We start from the raw sequence: 14,072 nt of genomic DNA on the forward strand, positions 1-14,072 counted from the left end.
GGAAGGGGACATCGTCATGCGCGATATGGAGGAAGCGATCCACGCACTCCGTCTCGCTGCGAACGGGAAAAATGAATTGACGGCCAATACCTATTTCCGCTGGCAATTGAACACTACTCATCCAAGCGTCGCGGAAATCCTGATGCTGTTTGGGTCGTGGCAAATCGCCTTGGAACGAGCTGGCATCGGACATGCCCGCTTGACGTTCACGAAGTCGGAAATCATTGACGCCTTGCGTCAGGCACGGGAGGAACTCGATCCTTTCACAAGCGCGACGTACCGCGAATGGGCGCAACAAAAGCAAGCACCAAGCCTGACGGATATCGTCCATCAATTCAACTCGTGGCAGCAGGCATTGTCAGAAGCGGATATCTTGAAGGAACGCGTCCAGGAAATGGAACAACGGATCATCGAGTCATTACTTGAAGCGCAAGGTGCCTTGCCGGTCTTGACGAGCCAGACCTACACGAAGTGGGCGGCTGGTCAAAATCGTCCGACCGTCGCAACGATTGCCCGCCGGTACGGCTCTTGGTCAAACGCCCTTGAAATCATCGGCATCGAATTCCCGCGGAAACGTTGGCGAGAAGAGGAAGTACTCGACGTACTTGCTGCAGCCGCAAAAGAGACGGAAAATCTGACGATTGCAAGTTACCAACGGTTCAGCATCGGTCGTGATGCACCAAGCATCGGTGTCATCACCGCCTTGTTCGGTAGCTGGCGCAATGCGTTGCTCGTACTTGAAGCACAACGACCGTCCTGAATTCAGATCGAAGAAAAGGAGAATGGATGATGAAGAAGTGGAAATGGATCGTACTGACACTTACGGGGATTTGCCTGCTCCTTCTCTTTCGTTCAGGCGGATATGTGTATCATAAAGCGAGTCAGACGCTCGAAGAAGTCCAGGTACCGGTCAAAGCAAGCGTTGAGACAGAGAAAGCCGTCGAGCAGAAAAAAGGACTCTCGTTTCTCTTACTCGGCGTCGATCAACGAAAAAATGAGACAGGACGGAGTGATACGATCATCGTCGTGACGATTGATCCGAAGACGAATAAGAGCCAGATGATCAGTATCCCACGTGATTTGAAGACCGAAATCATCGGTAATGGATCAAATGATAAGATCAATCACGCGTATGCGTTCGGTGGTCCACAGATGTCACTCGACACGGTTAGTCATCTGCTCGATATCCGGATCGACTATTTCGCTGAGATCAATCTAGCGGGCTTTACGGATCTCGTCAATGCGGTGGATGGGGTCAGAGTCAAGAACGATATCAATTTTTCGTACTATGAGATGCAGTTCCCAAAAGGAGAACTATTACTGAACGGGAAGGAAGCACTCGCCTATGCTCGTATGCGGCACGATGATCCACGTGGGGACTTCGGACGACAAATCCGCCAACGGCAAGTCGTTCAGGCAGTCGCTGATAAAATGACAGAGGACTTCTCGATTCGTCGCTTCAATGCTGTCCTCGACGCCCTCGGGAAAAACGTCAAGACGAACGTACCATTTTCCGTTGCCCGGACGGTCGTGACGGACTACCGGGATGCCTTACGAAATGTCGAGACCTTATCACTCGACGGAAAAGGTGGCATCGAATCGGACGGCATCTATTACTGGCATCCGACGAACAAGTCGTTGAAAGAGGTTCAAGCACAGCTGCAGAATGCATTGAAGTGATTGGCATGGAGAGAAAAAATGCGCTAGCAGGACTGATTGATAACGAAACGAACGCTCCTCTCATCCGCGCTTTCCTCAGGCGGGAAATCAGCCGCGGCAACCAACATTTCATGCAGTTTGCCGGGTCTGATTCATCCCTGACGAAAGTACCGATGGCACTTTCTTTTCCTGTAGGAGTCGCGAATGAACGATAGCGTTCTCCATCAATCAAAAAAGATGTCCATCTCCGATTCATGACCGGAAATAGACATCTTTTTTTGATGAATCGATTAGCATGTCACGACGAGCGGATCGTCCGAAGCATCGAGAATTTCATCATCGTATAGAGGAAATAGACGACAGTCAGAATGGCAGCACCGCTCCATAACCATTGGTATGCCGTACTGAAGTAGCCAAACCGAAGACCGATCAGTGCCGGGACGATCAACGTCAACCAGCTTAATACGAGGGCGACGCGGGCAGTAATCGCATCAATCGGGCGATTCATTCCCATCCCAAGGAAAAACAGGCTCCAGAGCAATACCCAGAACAACCATGTCATCCCACCGATGATGTCTGCTGTCGTGAAGCTGACAAATGCATAAAACAAAGCGGCGATCGCAACGAACAAGGAAAACCAACCGACACCGCTTCCGTCAAGATTGAACAGAAATGTGATGCCGACATACACATACGTAAAGGCAAACAAGTAAATGCTCGCGTAACCGAACGTTAACGCCGGATCACCGACAGCACCGATGACAAGATACGTTGCGATGAACGTTTGCAGTAGACCCGTGATGAGACTGAAGACACCAGCACTACGGAGATCGACTTTTCCAAACAAGGTCAAACTATTTAAAAAGAGCGCAACGCCCCCAAATAACAAACTGACATTTCCCACGTAAAAACTCTCCTTCATTAAGACGTCAGACGTCTGATTCTAAAGTTAACTCTAAGATGAATTCGCTTTCAGCGCAAGTATAATTTGAAGGAAAAAGAAAACAGTCTGGATCCCGAAACGGAAAACCAGACTGTTGATGAGTTGATTATTTATTTAAGACGGAGCGAAGTGTCGTCTCGGTTTGGGACAACGTTCCTTTCAGTGTGACGAGACCATATCGTGTCGATCCTTTTTTGATGAAGAAGACGCGTGTGTAGCCAGATTCCGGTGTGTAACCAGTCTTGCTCGCATAAACACGTGTATCTCCTGGAAGCGACGTATTCGTATGATACCACGTCAATGTCCGTGCATACGGTCCTTTAACGGTCGTCTGATACGACTTGCGTCCACTGATCGTCATGAGCGTGCTGTACTTCGCATATGTATTCGCGAGTTTTTGCATATCAGCAGCTGTCGTGTAATGACTTGGATGATAGAAACCGTGTGGGTTCATGAAATGACTCGCACTCATTCCGATTGAACGGGCGCGGTTATTCATGTACGAGACGAACTTCGATTCAGAACCTGCTGTCCGGACAGCGATCGCTTTTGCTGCATCATTACCAGAGCGGATCAGCATCCCGTTCAAGAGTTGACGCATCGTGACTTTATCGCCAACACGGAAACCCGCTACGCTACTGCCAGCAGGGACAGATAACATCGAAGACGTCAGGGTGAACGTTTGATCAAGCGTGCCTTTACGTGCTGCTTCGTCATACGCGACGATTCCCGTCAACAGTTTCGTCGTACTCGCTGGATAACGGCGGACGAAGCTTTCTTTCGTCAATTGATAACTTGACGATCCAAGCTTGAAATACCGCATCGATGCAACCGGATAACTGCCACTCGATGGTTTAGGGCTGCTCGTCGTCACTTTTCGGGCAACTTGGCTAGAGACGTAATAATAATTGACTTTCCCTTTGACCTTATACCAACCGTTCGAGTACGAGACTGCATTGAACTTCGAGTTGTAGGATGCGAGTCGTTTGATGTTCTTTGATGAGGCCGTGCTTGGTGATGTCCGGACGTTCGCTCCAGCTTTCGAGTAGACGACGATTTTGTACGTTTTTACGGAGCTACTCGACACTTTTTTAGCGACTTGGTTCGATAGATAACGATATGTACCTCCGTCCTTGATCTTATACCAGCCATTCGTATACGAGACGGCTGTGAATTTTGCCTTGTACGCAGCGCGTCGGACGATCGTCGCAGACGAGGCTGTACTCGGCTTCGAGCGGATGTTCGCTCCAATCGTCGAAGTGACGACGACTTGGTAACTAGCTGCCTGAGCCGGAATGGCGGGAAGACACAAAGCGAACAATAATAAGAGCGTAAGACTAGTACGGAGCAAGCGCTTCATAAAAACTCATTCCCTCCTTGTTCAAATATGGTTTTATCATAAAACAAAAAAAGGAAATTCACTTCTTTTCAAAAAAAGGAATTTGATGCCTGTAAAGGGCTGTTTCTCATCTTTTCGTGTCAATTAACGTATCATAGGGAATGTAAGCAACAGTGGAAAAGGAGGAGTTCATATGAAATTAGCCGTCATTGGTCTAGGTGATATCGCTCAAAAAGCCTATTTACCGGTCTATGCTGAAAGATCTGATATCGAGGTGTATCTGATCTCGCGAGATGAAGAGAAAGCAAAACGATTGCGAGCAGACTATCGCTTTGCAGGAACATACGCGACGTTTGCTGACGCCGTAAAGGAGGGGATCGATGCGGTCATGATCCATTCAGCGACTGTCGTCCATGCGGAGCAGGCACGGCAAGCGCTTGAAGCAGGAATCGCCGTCTATGTTGATAAACCGGTCTCGATGGAGATCGAAGAGATTCGCGAATTGACTCGTTTATCAGAAGAGAAGCAGTTACCGTTCATCACGGGATTCAACCGTCGCTTCGCTTCAGCGCATCAGCGCTTGCTGGAAGTGAACGATCCGAATCTCGTCCTCATGCAAAAGAATCGGACGTCGTTCATCGAGGACGCTAAGCCGTTTCTGTTCGACGACTTCATTCATGTCGCGGATACGCTGCGTTTCTTGACAGGACGCAGTGAGATTGAAGATTTGCACGTTAAGAGTAAGCAGGACGCAAGCGGGTTGCATCACGTGACGATTCAATTCGTCTCAAACGGCATTACGGCGATTGGTGTCATGAACCGCAATAACGGCATCACGGAAGAACGCGTCGAAGTGATGGGACCGGAAGAAAAACGAATCGCAACGGACGTGACGACACTCGATCAATTGACGAAACAAGGCACGCTTCGGTATCCGCTCGATAACTGGGAAGCGACGCTAAAGCGCCGCGGGTTCGTCGATATGCTGGATGCATTCCTTCGGACGGTCAAAGGGGAACCGTCCGAGTCGGTCGTAGCTTCTGATAGCCTGGCGACACATGAATTATGTCAGCAGGTGTATGAGAACGTTCAAGCAACACGTTAAATTAAAATCATAAAAAACCGCCGCTTCACTCGGGAATCGTCTCAAGTAAAGCGGCGTTTTACTGGTTATTTATCTGACAGTTGTTTAAGTTGATAGATTCGCTTACCGCCTGGTCCTTCGAACGTCACGCGGAGCGTCGAACGGACGAAACGGTAGCTGACTTGTCCTCCGGATAAACTGACACGAGCGGAGAAATCGGGTTCGAAACGGACGATCTCTTCATCGTTTCGGAGCGCGTCCGGGAGACCGAACTGATCAAAGCGAAGCGTCGCGATGAACGTATCTTGCTCGTCAAAAGAGACATGGATGCGTCCGGTTCCGTCGAACGGCTCATCTTCAAGTGTGCTTCGTTCGACTTCGTATGTTCCTTCAAACTGTTTGACTTGTTGCAACGTCTCTCTTGCACTGAAGGCAATGGCTTCTGCTCGTTTTCGGACAGGATGATCCGTTGCGAGTTGAAGACGTTCGATCGCCTCCGCCGTTTTTAAGACGTCACGCAGTTGATAACCGGCAAGCTGTCGCTCAAGCTGAACCATCAGCCGAGCAGCCGGTTCGTCAATGTCTTGTTTCGATTGTTCGACAGCGCGGGTGTAGGTCTGTTGCTCGAGTTGTTCTTGAATCTTGGATGTTTCGGGCGAACACGCCATCAGGAGACAAAGGGGCAGACAGAGGAGCACTCGTTTCATGAGATCACCTCCGTTCGATTGACATCAATGATTTGCAGATGATCCGTATGCACTTTCAAACGATAATGGACACGGTAGGTCACAGGCTCTGAACCGTTTGCTGTCGCGATTTGGTACGTTTCCTGTGTACGCAAGTGATATGTGGTACCTTTTGACGTGAATTTTTGGAATGTCACGGCAAGAACACTTGGAGCGACAGGAGCATCAACGGCATTCGTCAACTGCTCGAGATGGTCGAACTCGGATTCGAACACCTTCAAGGTCGTAAACTGGATGGCGGAAAACGTTTCGATGGAATCGTATTTCTTTGAATACGTCGCAAGCTCTGGAATCGTCCGAGTGTATTGGCGGACGAAACGAAGGACATCATAGGACGTTGGAGGACGGTCTTTCGAATACGTTTGATTGTACGCTGTTTGGTCATCGGACCATTCCGAAAGCGCGAGTGCTTCGACACTAGGCGTTTGACCGGCTTCAGGGGAAACGGGATCTTGTAGCGAATACCACAGGAAACCGGCTCCTCCGACGAGAAAAAGCAAAAGACAGGTGCTGATGAGCCAAGTCCGTGAAGAAGACGGAACAGGTGGTTCAGCTGGTTGTTCTTTTTTGATAACAGGATGTTGGCAATGCGAACAAGTCGTATCGAATTGACGAAGTGGTGTTCCACATAACGAACAGCGTTCCATGAAATAAGACCTCCTGTGTATGTAAAATGAAATGTCAGATAAGGTAATGGTAATTTGAAATTAGTATCATCGTAACATTAATTGGAAACGCAATCAAAACTTGATATGAGATTTTTGAAGGGGGAACTTACAGATGGCACGTCACTTGATTTTAATGGATGCGTTCAAAGGTAGTATTTCTTCGAAGGAGGCAGCAGAAGCCGTCGCCTCCGGGGTTCGAGCGTATGATCCGACAGCGATCATCGATTCCTCACCTGTCGCGGACGGTGGGGAAGGAACGCTTGAAGTCTACCTCGCGCTTGGATATGAGGAAAAGACGGCCGTGACGATTGATCTAGCAGGTCGTCCGTGTGAAGTACAGTATGCCGTAAAAGATTCAGACGCCGTCATCGAAGTCGCGCGTATTTGTGGACTGTCGATGCGTCAAAGCGGAGATGATCCTGTTCGAGTGAATACGCGTGGCGTCGGACGTTTGATGGAACAGTTACGCGATCAAGGAATAACACGTATCCGACTGGCGTTAGGGGGAACAGGTACGACGGATGGGGGACTTGGATTACTCGCGGAAGTCGGTTGTCGTCTTCAAGATGCCTCGGGTAAGCCGATTTTGTTCCATACGAATCCGTTACTTGAGACGCAGACCATTCATTGTTCAACGTATCCGGTTCAGCTGGAAGCCCTCGTAGATGTGACAGCTCCCTATCATGGTCTAGATGGTCCAGCTTATCTGTTTGGTCCACAAAAAGGACTACTATCGGATGCCATCACAAATCTCGATCAACGACTCGAACAGATCGGAAAGTTACTTGGATTAGACAGCGTCAAAGGAGCGGGGGCAGCCGGCGGACTCGGTGGAGCTGTGTATGCGCTTGGTGGACGGATCGTTCCGGGCGCATCGACGATCCTGCAACACCTTCGTGTAGCAAAGCGGATGCAACAAGCGGATTATGTCTGGACAGGGGAAGGACGGGTCGACCGTCAAAGCCAAATCGGTAAATTGCCAGGTGAGGTCACGCGGATGGCGAGAACAGCTGGCGTCCCTTGTCTGATCCTTGCAGGAATCGTCGAAGAAAACATCCCGCAGGCACTTGATTGTCGATCGATTCATGTCGATCAGAAGATCACCCTCGATCCGGAACAGACGAAAACGCGCCTACAGGAGCAAACACGTAAGTGGCTCGAGGAACTTTCGCTGAAACAGGGATGAAGTCGGAAAAGTTTGGGTAAATAACTGTATATTGCCATACTTTTAGAGAAAGTAGGTCATCCTATGATCAATCAATCGATCCAATTATCGTTTCGCCAAGTTCGAGCGCTTGTCGAACATACTTTGCTGTTATTTAAAGAGCTCGATCAACAATTAGCGAATCGTGGATACGAACCGGTCCTACCGGATGTCGTCCAAACGGAACATGGTTTGAGCATCCATCAGACGAAAGAAAGTGCGGAGTCACTCGTTCCACATTTCCTAACGCGGACGTATGTCCGACAACAAGAAAAAACGAATCAACATGGATTATTGATCTCTGTTCAATATACGCATCCTCTCCATGAACGATTCGATCCCGTCGTCCTCGTCGGCGATGTGACGTTCAAGCAGGTGAAGCATGCCCACAAAATCTTGAGTGAGAAACCGTGGCTCCTGAAGTATGCTGCCTTTGAATCGACGATTGCGCAAGAGTTCGGTGCCGATGGTACACGATACACGACGCAACCGATTGAAGAAATCGAAGAGCTGATCGTCTGGGGGCATCCGTTCACGGAAATGCGCGATATCGATGATGTCAAACGATTGGCGGAAGAAATGATCAGTCGTCACCTTGAGCCGGGGACAACATAAAAATAAGCTTCCGTTCCTTCAAGGGAGAAGGAGGGAAGCTTATTTTTTAGACTTGAACGAGCAATCGTTCGATCGCTGCCGTCAAATCCGTTGGATTCGTTTTTGGAGAGAACCGCGTCACTTCTCCATCACGAGTCACGAGGAATTTCGTGAAATTCCACTCGATGTCTGTTATACCGTCCGTCGTTGGTGCTTGTGCTTTCAGTTCTTCGAATAAAGGATGTGCTTGTTCACCGTTGACATCGATTTTTGAGAAGACGGGGAACGTCACGCCGTAGTTGACTTGGCAGAACGACTGAATCTCCTCGTCCGTTCCCGGGTCTTGGTTCGCGAACTGATTACATGGGAAACCAAGTACGGTCAATCCTTGCGAACGATAGTCTTGATGCAATTGCTCGAGTCCTTCGAACTGTGGCGTCAAGCCGCATTTGCTGGCTGTATTGACGATCAGCCATGCTTGAGCTGGGTAGTCACTTAAGGATGCCGACGTTCCGTCGACGCGTTGAAATGAATGATCTTGTAACATATCAATTCCCCCTTTTTAAGTACTTCTCTAGTGTAACAAATCCGTTTTCTCGTCGTCTGCTATCGTTACTTGCGAGATGACAGAAACATCACAATCGGGTGTCAGCGACGTTTTTTCGACGAATTTTTGTTACGATTACAAGGAATATGGAAGGAAAGGAGAGATGCCACATGAGAAAAATGTTGAAACAATCGCGGTTCGTCATGATCGCGACGCTTTGTCTCGTCCTCGTCGGAAGTTGTATTACCTTATTGACGCTTGGATTCGAACGCGATATTGTGATTCTTGTTTCTGGAGTGGTTGCCCTATGGGTGACGATGCTAGCTCCTTTGACGGTCCATGCCAAAATGAATCAGCAATCATAATTCTGATTTGCTTATGAAACCGCAGAGCGATTCGATCTAAAAAGGAGCTCCTCCATTTTAGATGAAAGAATCGATTTCTGCGGTTTTTTTTCTTCTATAGCATAGAGTTAAAAAACACTATTTTTCGAAAGTAAGTCATTAAAAAATCAGACTATTTTTTTTCATTTTTTCTATTTACAACCTTAAAAAAACGGAGTAATATCCATCTCATCAACGAACACTAACATGTTAATGCTTCGATCTCAAAGTACGCCGAATTCATGATTGAAGCGGGGGACCCAATCGTCACGACACGTGACACGGGGTGAATCCTTTCCGAACGGGAAAGGTAGGGCGAAATCCTAGGTATGCCCGAATCCGACAGCTAACCTCGCAGGCGTTTTTAGGAGGGAACGACTCTTTTTCAGTATGCCAAGTTATAAAGGCGATGCTGGGGCCGTTTTTCGCCTCACATCGTCTTTTTGTCGTGCTTAATTGTAAAAATATTGAATAATATGGGGGTAATTTCATAATGGGAGAACANNGTTCGGAATGATTCGACTGATCGAACGTGTCCAGTGGAAAGCGGGTGACCGGAAATGACGTGGTTTTTACTAACGACGGGTTGTCTCGTCTTTTTGTATCTCGGTTATTGTCTGATGTATCCAGAAAAATTCTAATCGCATAGGGAGAAAAGAAAAACATGTGGACTCAATTCCTAATCCAATTTTGGATCCTACTCGTCATTGCACTTTGTGCAGCGGTCTTGCTCGGTCGCTACATCGGGATGTACTTCGCACCGATCGCAGAGCGTCGGGTCGATACAATCGGTAAGGTCGAACGACGCCTTCTATCGTTACTTGGTGTCGATGAAAAGAAACAAGATCAATCCTGGGTCGGCTATTCAAAAAGTCTATTAGTCGTCAATCTACTGTTTTTCATCGGTGGGTATTTGTTGCTTCGCTTTCAAGGAAGTCTACCGCTCAATCCGAACGGCGCCGCTAATCTTGACTGGTCGACAGCGCTTCATACGACGATCAGCTTCATGACGAACACCGATCAACAGCATTATTCGGGTGAAGCGTTATCGTATCTCTCACAAACGTTCGTCCTCGGAACGATGTTATTCGTCGCACCGACGATGGCATTCACGGTCTGTATCGCTGTCATCCGTGGTCTTGCGAATAAACCGCTCGGTAACTTTTATGCCGACTTCGTTCGCTTCATCACACGTATCCTGCTTCCGATCTCATTCTTCTTCGGGATGTTGATGATTTTACTCGGCGTACCACAGACGTTTGGTGGCGCAATCAGCGTCACGACGCTTGAAGGGGCGAAGCAGTTGATTTACCGTGGACCGGTCGCCGCGTTTGAAGTCATCAAACAGCTTGGTAACAACGGCGGTGGTTCCTTCGGAGCAAACGGTGCCCATCCGTTTGAGAATCCGAATCAGTTCGTTAACTTCATCCAGATGTTCTTGATGTTATTGATTCCAATGTCACTTCCTGTCGCGTATGGAAAAATCATCGGTTCTGCGAAACAGGGGCGGCTTTTCCTTGGTGTCATGACGATTTTATTTATCATGATGACGTTCGGCATGGCAGGTAGCCTATTTGCGAACCCGACTGCACACGGTCAGGAATTACGCTTCGGTCAAGTCGGTACAGCGCTCTATAGCTCGATTACGACAGCAGCTGAAACCGGTGCGGTCAATGCGATGCATGACTCACTCCATCCGCTTGCTGGATTGATTCAGCTCGGAAACATGATGCTCAACGTCGTGTACGGCGGTGCCGGAGCTGGATTCTTGAATGTCTTGCTTTATGCTTTCGTCGCAGTTTTCCTGACAGGTCTCTTGATCGGTCGGACACCAACGTTCCTCGGTAAGAAAATCGAGACGTTCGAAGTGAAGATGATCGCGATCGCACTTCTTGTGCCACCATTCTTGATTCTCGTCGGAACGGCAATCTCCATGTACGTCGCACCAGGCGTCGCTGGCATCTCGAATCCAGGCTATCACGGGCTATCACAAGTCTTGTACGAATTCACGTCAGCGACAGCCAATAATGGTTCCGGATTCGAAGGGCTCGGGGACGCGAATGTCTACTGGAACGTCTCGACATCGTTTGCGTTATTTTTCGGACGTTACATCCCATTGATTTTAATGCTTGCGATCGTTGGTTCGCTGAAAGCGAAGCCATCCGTGCCGCAAGATGAGTTTTCATTCAAAACAGACACACCACTCTTCGGAACAGTCTTCCTCGGTACGGTCGTACTCGTCGGTGCATTGACATTCTTGCCAGTGCTCGTACTTGGACCGGTCGCGGACTGGCTGACGATGTGAACAGGAGATAAAAGCATATGATGGAACGTATCATGCATCCGACGTCCGACGAACACCAACCGAATGGGCAGCCGGATCAGCAATCCAAATCAGCAATCAATGGCTCGATTGTCCGCCAGGCGACAATCGACGCCTTTAAAAAAATGAATCCCGTCAACATGATCAAACAACCAATCATGTTCGTCGTCTGGATCGGTTGTTTGCTCGCAATCGGCTATACGATCTTCATTGATCAGATGCGTGGTTTTAACTTGACGGTCAGCATCATCCTCTTCTTGACGGTCTTGTTCGCGAACTTCGCAGAATCAATCGCCGAAGGACGCGGGAAAGCACAAGCAGACTCGCTAAAAGCATCGAAAGCGGACGTCATGGCTCGTAAACGTGTCGGACAATTGATTGAGAGCGTCTCGTCCGCGACACTCCGGAAAGGCGACATCGTCTTCGTCCGGGCCGGTGAATATGTACCAGGTGACGGTGAGATCATCAAAGGTCTTGCTTCAATTGATGAATCGGCGATCACAGGGGAATCGGCACCAGTCATCAAGGAAGCGGGGGGTGATTTCTCGTCGGTCATCGGTGGAACACTCGTCGTTAGTGATGAGATTGAAGTCCGGATCACGAGTAATCCAGGGGAATCGTTCCTCGATCAGATGATTGCGCTTGTCGAAGGCGCAAGCCGTCAAAAGACACCGAACGAGCTCGCTTTATCAACACTGTTGACGAGCTTGACATTGATTTTCTTACTCGTCGTCATGACGTTACCCGTCTTTACGAACTATCTTGGATTCAATCTTTCTGGTCCAATCTTGATCGCTTTGCTCGTCTGTTTGATTCCGACGACGATCGGTGGTTTGCTGTCCGCGATCGGCATCGCCGGGATGGACCGTGTCACCCGTTTTAACGTCATCGCGATGAGCGGGAAGGCGGTCGAAGCAGCAGGGGATATCCAAACAATCATCTTAGATAAAACGGGAACGATCACGTTCGGAAACCGGATGGCGTCAGAGATCACGCCGGTCGGTGGACGCTCTGTCGAGCAAGCATTCGAAGGGGCGATCATCGCTTCTTTAGCCGATGAGACACCGGAAGGACGTTCTGTCCTAGAACTCGCAGAACTACGAGACATGCCAGTCGAACGCGAGTGGTTAGATGGAGCAGAAATCATTCCGTTCCGTGCGGAAACACGGATGTCAGGTCTGGATTTGACGGATGGTCGTCGTGTACGGAAAGGGGCGGGTCAAGCAATTCAAGAATGGGTGACAGAACAAGGCGGAACGATTCCGAATGATTTGCAAGAAACGATCGATTCAGTCTCACGCTTAGGTGGAACCCCACTTGTCGTTGCGATAGATGCGACGATTCTTGGAGTCATTTACTTGAAAGACACCGTCAAACCAGGAATGCGGGAACGGTTTGATCGGTTGCGTGAGATGGGGATCAAAACGATCATGTGTACCGGCGACAACCCGTTGACGGCAGCAACGATCGCTCGCGAAGCAGGCGTTGATGACTTCGTCGCCGAATGTAAACCGGAAGATAAAATCCGTGTCATCCAGCAAGAACAAGCAGCCGGTCACCTCGTCGCGATGACAGGAGACGGTACGAATGATGCACCAGCGCTCGCGCAAGCGGACGTGGGTCTAGCGATGAACAGTGGGACACAAGCCGCGAAAGAAGCAGCGAACATGATCGATCTTGATTCGAACCCAACGAAGATCATCGAAGTCGTCGAAATCGGGAAGCAGCTCTTGATGACACGGGGAGCGTTGACGACATTCTCGATTGCCAACGATGTTGCAAAATATTTTGCGATCATCCCGGCGATGTTCATGGTCGCGATTCCACAAATGGAAGTACTCAACATCATGCGACTCGATTCCCCGACGACAGCAATTTTGTCGGCCCTAATCTTCAACGCGATCATCATTCCGATGCTGATCCCGCTCGCGATGAAAGGTGTCTCGTATAAACCGATGACAGCCGATCAATTGCTCGGGCGTAACTTACTCATCTACGGTCTTGGCGGTGTCATCGTACCGTTCATTGGGATTAAAATCATCGATGTCTTGCTTGCAAGCATCCTTTAAGGAGAAAACGAATCATGAAACAAGCCATTCGTGTGACGATCTTCATCACAGCATTATGCGGGATCGTCTTTCCCGCCTTGCTGACGCTGTTCGGTCAGATTCTCGTGCCGGATAAAGCAGCCGGCTCACTCGTACAGGAAAACGGAAAATTCATTGGATCGGAATTGATCGCGCAACCGTTCACGTCGAAACAGTATTTTCACGGACGCCCCTCAGCGGTCGATCAATTAGCGGGGTCATCTGCTGGGGATAACCTAGCAGCATCGAACCCGGAGCTTGGTACGAAGATAGCGGCATTGCAGAAACAGAACCGAGAGGACGGCGCTTCGCTTCCGGACGATGCCCTCGTGACATCCGGTTCTGGTTTCGATCCGCACATCTCAGTCGCTTATGCTTTGGATCAAGCGAAGCGTATCGCAACCGCACGCGACCTATCGCGTGACGAGGTACGCAAGCTAATCACGAAAGAAGCCGGGACGCATGATTACGTCAATGTCCTCCTTTTGAACCTGG

Annotated in this window: 15 protein-coding genes and 1 riboswitch; of the genes, 10 read left to right on the top strand and 5 right to left on the bottom strand. The window is 49.2% G+C overall.

All coding sequences use genetic code 11. The annotated features are described in order from the left end of the window. Window positions 1-16 precede the first annotated feature (16 nt). Genes B4F99_RS08120 through B4F99_RS08130 form a run of 3 tightly spaced genes read left to right on the top strand, consistent with a single transcriptional unit; the run spans window position 17 to window position 1,874 of the window. Window positions 17-760, top strand: coding sequence for a hypothetical protein (locus tag B4F99_RS08120; protein WP_290756649.1), 744 nt, complete (start codon window positions 17-19; stop codon window positions 758-760). 29 nt (window positions 761-789) lie between these two features. Further along, window positions 790-1,680, top strand: a complete 891-nt coding sequence (locus tag B4F99_RS08125) for an LCP family protein (protein ID WP_290756651.1) — start codon at window positions 790-792, stop codon at window positions 1,678-1,680. Between the two features lie 5 nt (window positions 1,681-1,685). Beyond that, on the top strand, window positions 1,686-1,874 hold the full coding sequence (locus B4F99_RS08130; protein WP_290756654.1) for a hypothetical protein: 189 nt from the start codon (window positions 1,686-1,688) through the stop codon (window positions 1,872-1,874). 83 nt (window positions 1,875-1,957) lie between these two features. On the opposite strand, the gene B4F99_RS08135 is transcribed toward B4F99_RS08130, so the two are convergent. Together B4F99_RS08135 and B4F99_RS08140 are read right to left on the bottom strand one after the other, a co-directional pair. Continuing rightward, a complete protein-coding gene (locus B4F99_RS08135) occupies window positions 1,958-2,563 on the bottom strand; it encodes an AmiS/UreI family transporter (RefSeq protein ID WP_290756657.1) in 606 nt (201 codons plus the stop codon). 145 nt (window positions 2,564-2,708) lie between these two features. Further along, window positions 2,709-3,962, bottom strand: a complete 1,254-nt coding sequence (locus B4F99_RS08140; protein ID WP_290756660.1) for an SH3 domain-containing protein — start codon at window positions 3,960-3,962, stop codon at window positions 2,709-2,711. A 172-nt stretch (window positions 3,963-4,134) separates the two neighbouring features. Here B4F99_RS08140 and B4F99_RS08145 point away from each other — a divergent pair, with 172 nt between their 5' ends. After that, complete coding sequence (locus B4F99_RS08145; protein WP_290756663.1) at window positions 4,135-5,046, top strand: Gfo/Idh/MocA family protein; 912 nt, start codon at window positions 4,135-4,137, stop codon at window positions 5,044-5,046. A 65-nt stretch (window positions 5,047-5,111) separates the two neighbouring features. On the opposite strand, the gene B4F99_RS08150 is transcribed toward B4F99_RS08145, so the two are convergent. Beyond that, entirely contained in the window at window positions 5,112-5,732 is a 621-nt protein-coding gene (locus B4F99_RS08150; RefSeq protein WP_290756666.1) for a hypothetical protein, read from the bottom strand. Continuing rightward, entirely contained in the window at window positions 5,729-6,418 is a 690-nt protein-coding gene (locus B4F99_RS08155) for a hypothetical protein (protein WP_290756669.1), read from the bottom strand. Before B4F99_RS08155 ends, B4F99_RS08150 begins: the two co-directional genes overlap by 4 nt. Window positions 6,419-6,551: 133 nt before the next feature. Between B4F99_RS08155 and B4F99_RS08160 the strand changes: the two genes are divergently transcribed. Together B4F99_RS08160 and B4F99_RS08165 are read left to right on the top strand one after the other, a co-directional pair. Beyond that, window positions 6,552-7,625: a glycerate kinase gene (locus B4F99_RS08160; protein ID WP_290756672.1), complete on the top strand. Its 1,074-nt coding sequence runs from the start codon at window positions 6,552-6,554 to the stop codon at window positions 7,623-7,625. A gap of 63 nt (window positions 7,626-7,688) precedes the next feature. Continuing rightward, a complete protein-coding gene (locus B4F99_RS08165; protein ID WP_290756676.1) occupies window positions 7,689-8,258 on the top strand; it encodes a hypothetical protein in 570 nt (189 codons plus the stop codon). Window positions 8,259-8,304: 46 nt separating this feature from the next. Here B4F99_RS08165 and B4F99_RS08170 read toward each other — a convergent pair whose 3' ends face one another. After that, entirely contained in the window at window positions 8,305-8,784 is a 480-nt protein-coding gene (locus B4F99_RS08170) for a glutathione peroxidase (protein ID WP_290756679.1), read from the bottom strand. A gap of 170 nt (window positions 8,785-8,954) precedes the next feature. Between B4F99_RS08170 and B4F99_RS08175 the strand changes: the two genes are divergently transcribed. The 4 genes from B4F99_RS08175 to B4F99_RS08190 all read left to right on the top strand — a co-directional run. Continuing rightward, on the top strand, window positions 8,955-9,149 hold the full coding sequence (locus B4F99_RS08175) for a hypothetical protein (protein ID WP_023469379.1): 195 nt from the start codon (window positions 8,955-8,957) through the stop codon (window positions 9,147-9,149). A gap of 240 nt (window positions 9,150-9,389) precedes the next feature. Next, window positions 9,390-9,543: riboswitch (cyclic di-AMP (ydaO/yuaA leader) on the top strand. A 288-nt stretch (window positions 9,544-9,831) separates the two neighbouring features. Then, on the top strand, window positions 9,832-11,472 hold the full coding sequence (gene kdpA / locus B4F99_RS08180; protein WP_290756681.1) for a potassium-transporting ATPase subunit KdpA: 1,641 nt from the start codon (window positions 9,832-9,834) through the stop codon (window positions 11,470-11,472). 17 nt (window positions 11,473-11,489) lie between these two features. Then, entirely contained in the window at window positions 11,490-13,559 is a 2,070-nt protein-coding gene (gene kdpB / locus B4F99_RS08185) for a potassium-transporting ATPase subunit KdpB (protein WP_396136360.1), read from the top strand. Window positions 13,560-13,573: 14 nt separating this feature from the next. Then, window positions 13,574-14,072, top strand: a 499-nt coding sequence (locus B4F99_RS08190) for a potassium-transporting ATPase subunit C (RefSeq protein WP_290756683.1), incomplete at its 3' end; no start/stop codon positions are given.

Origin of the sequence: Exiguobacterium sp. UBA3491 (genome assembly GCF_002377745.1) — a bacterium.
Classification (GTDB): domain Bacteria; phylum Bacillota; class Bacilli; order Exiguobacteriales; family Exiguobacteriaceae; genus Exiguobacterium_A.

Bases quoted from the DNA above. Each gene is read 5' to 3' on its own strand.
- B4F99_RS08175 (WP_023469379.1), top strand. From the start codon at position 8,955: ATGAGAAAAATGTTGAAACAATCGCGGTTCGTCATGATCGCGACGCTT.
- B4F99_RS08160 (WP_290756672.1), top strand. From the start codon at position 6,552: ATGGCACGTCACTTGATTTTAATGGATGCGTTCAAAGGTAGTATTTCT.
- B4F99_RS08125 (WP_290756651.1), top strand. From the start codon at position 790: ATGAAGAAGTGGAAATGGATCGTACTGACACTTACGGGGATTTGCCTG.
- B4F99_RS08155 (WP_290756669.1), bottom strand. From the start codon at position 6,418: ATGGAACGCTGTTCGTTATGTGGAACACCACTTCGTCAATTCGATACG.
- kdpB (WP_396136360.1), top strand. From the start codon at position 11,490: ATGATGGAACGTATCATGCATCCGACGTCCGACGAACACCAACCGAAT.
- B4F99_RS08150 (WP_290756666.1), bottom strand. From the start codon at position 5,732: ATGAAACGAGTGCTCCTCTGTCTGCCCCTTTGTCTCCTGATGGCGTGT.
- B4F99_RS08140 (WP_290756660.1), bottom strand. From the start codon at position 3,962: ATGAAGCGCTTGCTCCGTACTAGTCTTACGCTCTTATTATTGTTCGCT.
- B4F99_RS08165 (WP_290756676.1), top strand. From the start codon at position 7,689: ATGATCAATCAATCGATCCAATTATCGTTTCGCCAAGTTCGAGCGCTT.
- B4F99_RS08145 (WP_290756663.1), top strand. From the start codon at position 4,135: ATGAAATTAGCCGTCATTGGTCTAGGTGATATCGCTCAAAAAGCCTAT.
- kdpA (WP_290756681.1), top strand. From the start codon at position 9,832: ATGTGGACTCAATTCCTAATCCAATTTTGGATCCTACTCGTCATTGCA.
- B4F99_RS08130 (WP_290756654.1), top strand. From the start codon at position 1,686: ATGGAGAGAAAAAATGCGCTAGCAGGACTGATTGATAACGAAACGAAC.
- B4F99_RS08170 (WP_290756679.1), bottom strand. From the start codon at position 8,784: ATGTTACAAGATCATTCATTTCAACGCGTCGACGGAACGTCGGCATCC.
- B4F99_RS08120 (WP_290756649.1), top strand. From the start codon at position 17: ATGCGCGATATGGAGGAAGCGATCCACGCACTCCGTCTCGCTGCGAAC.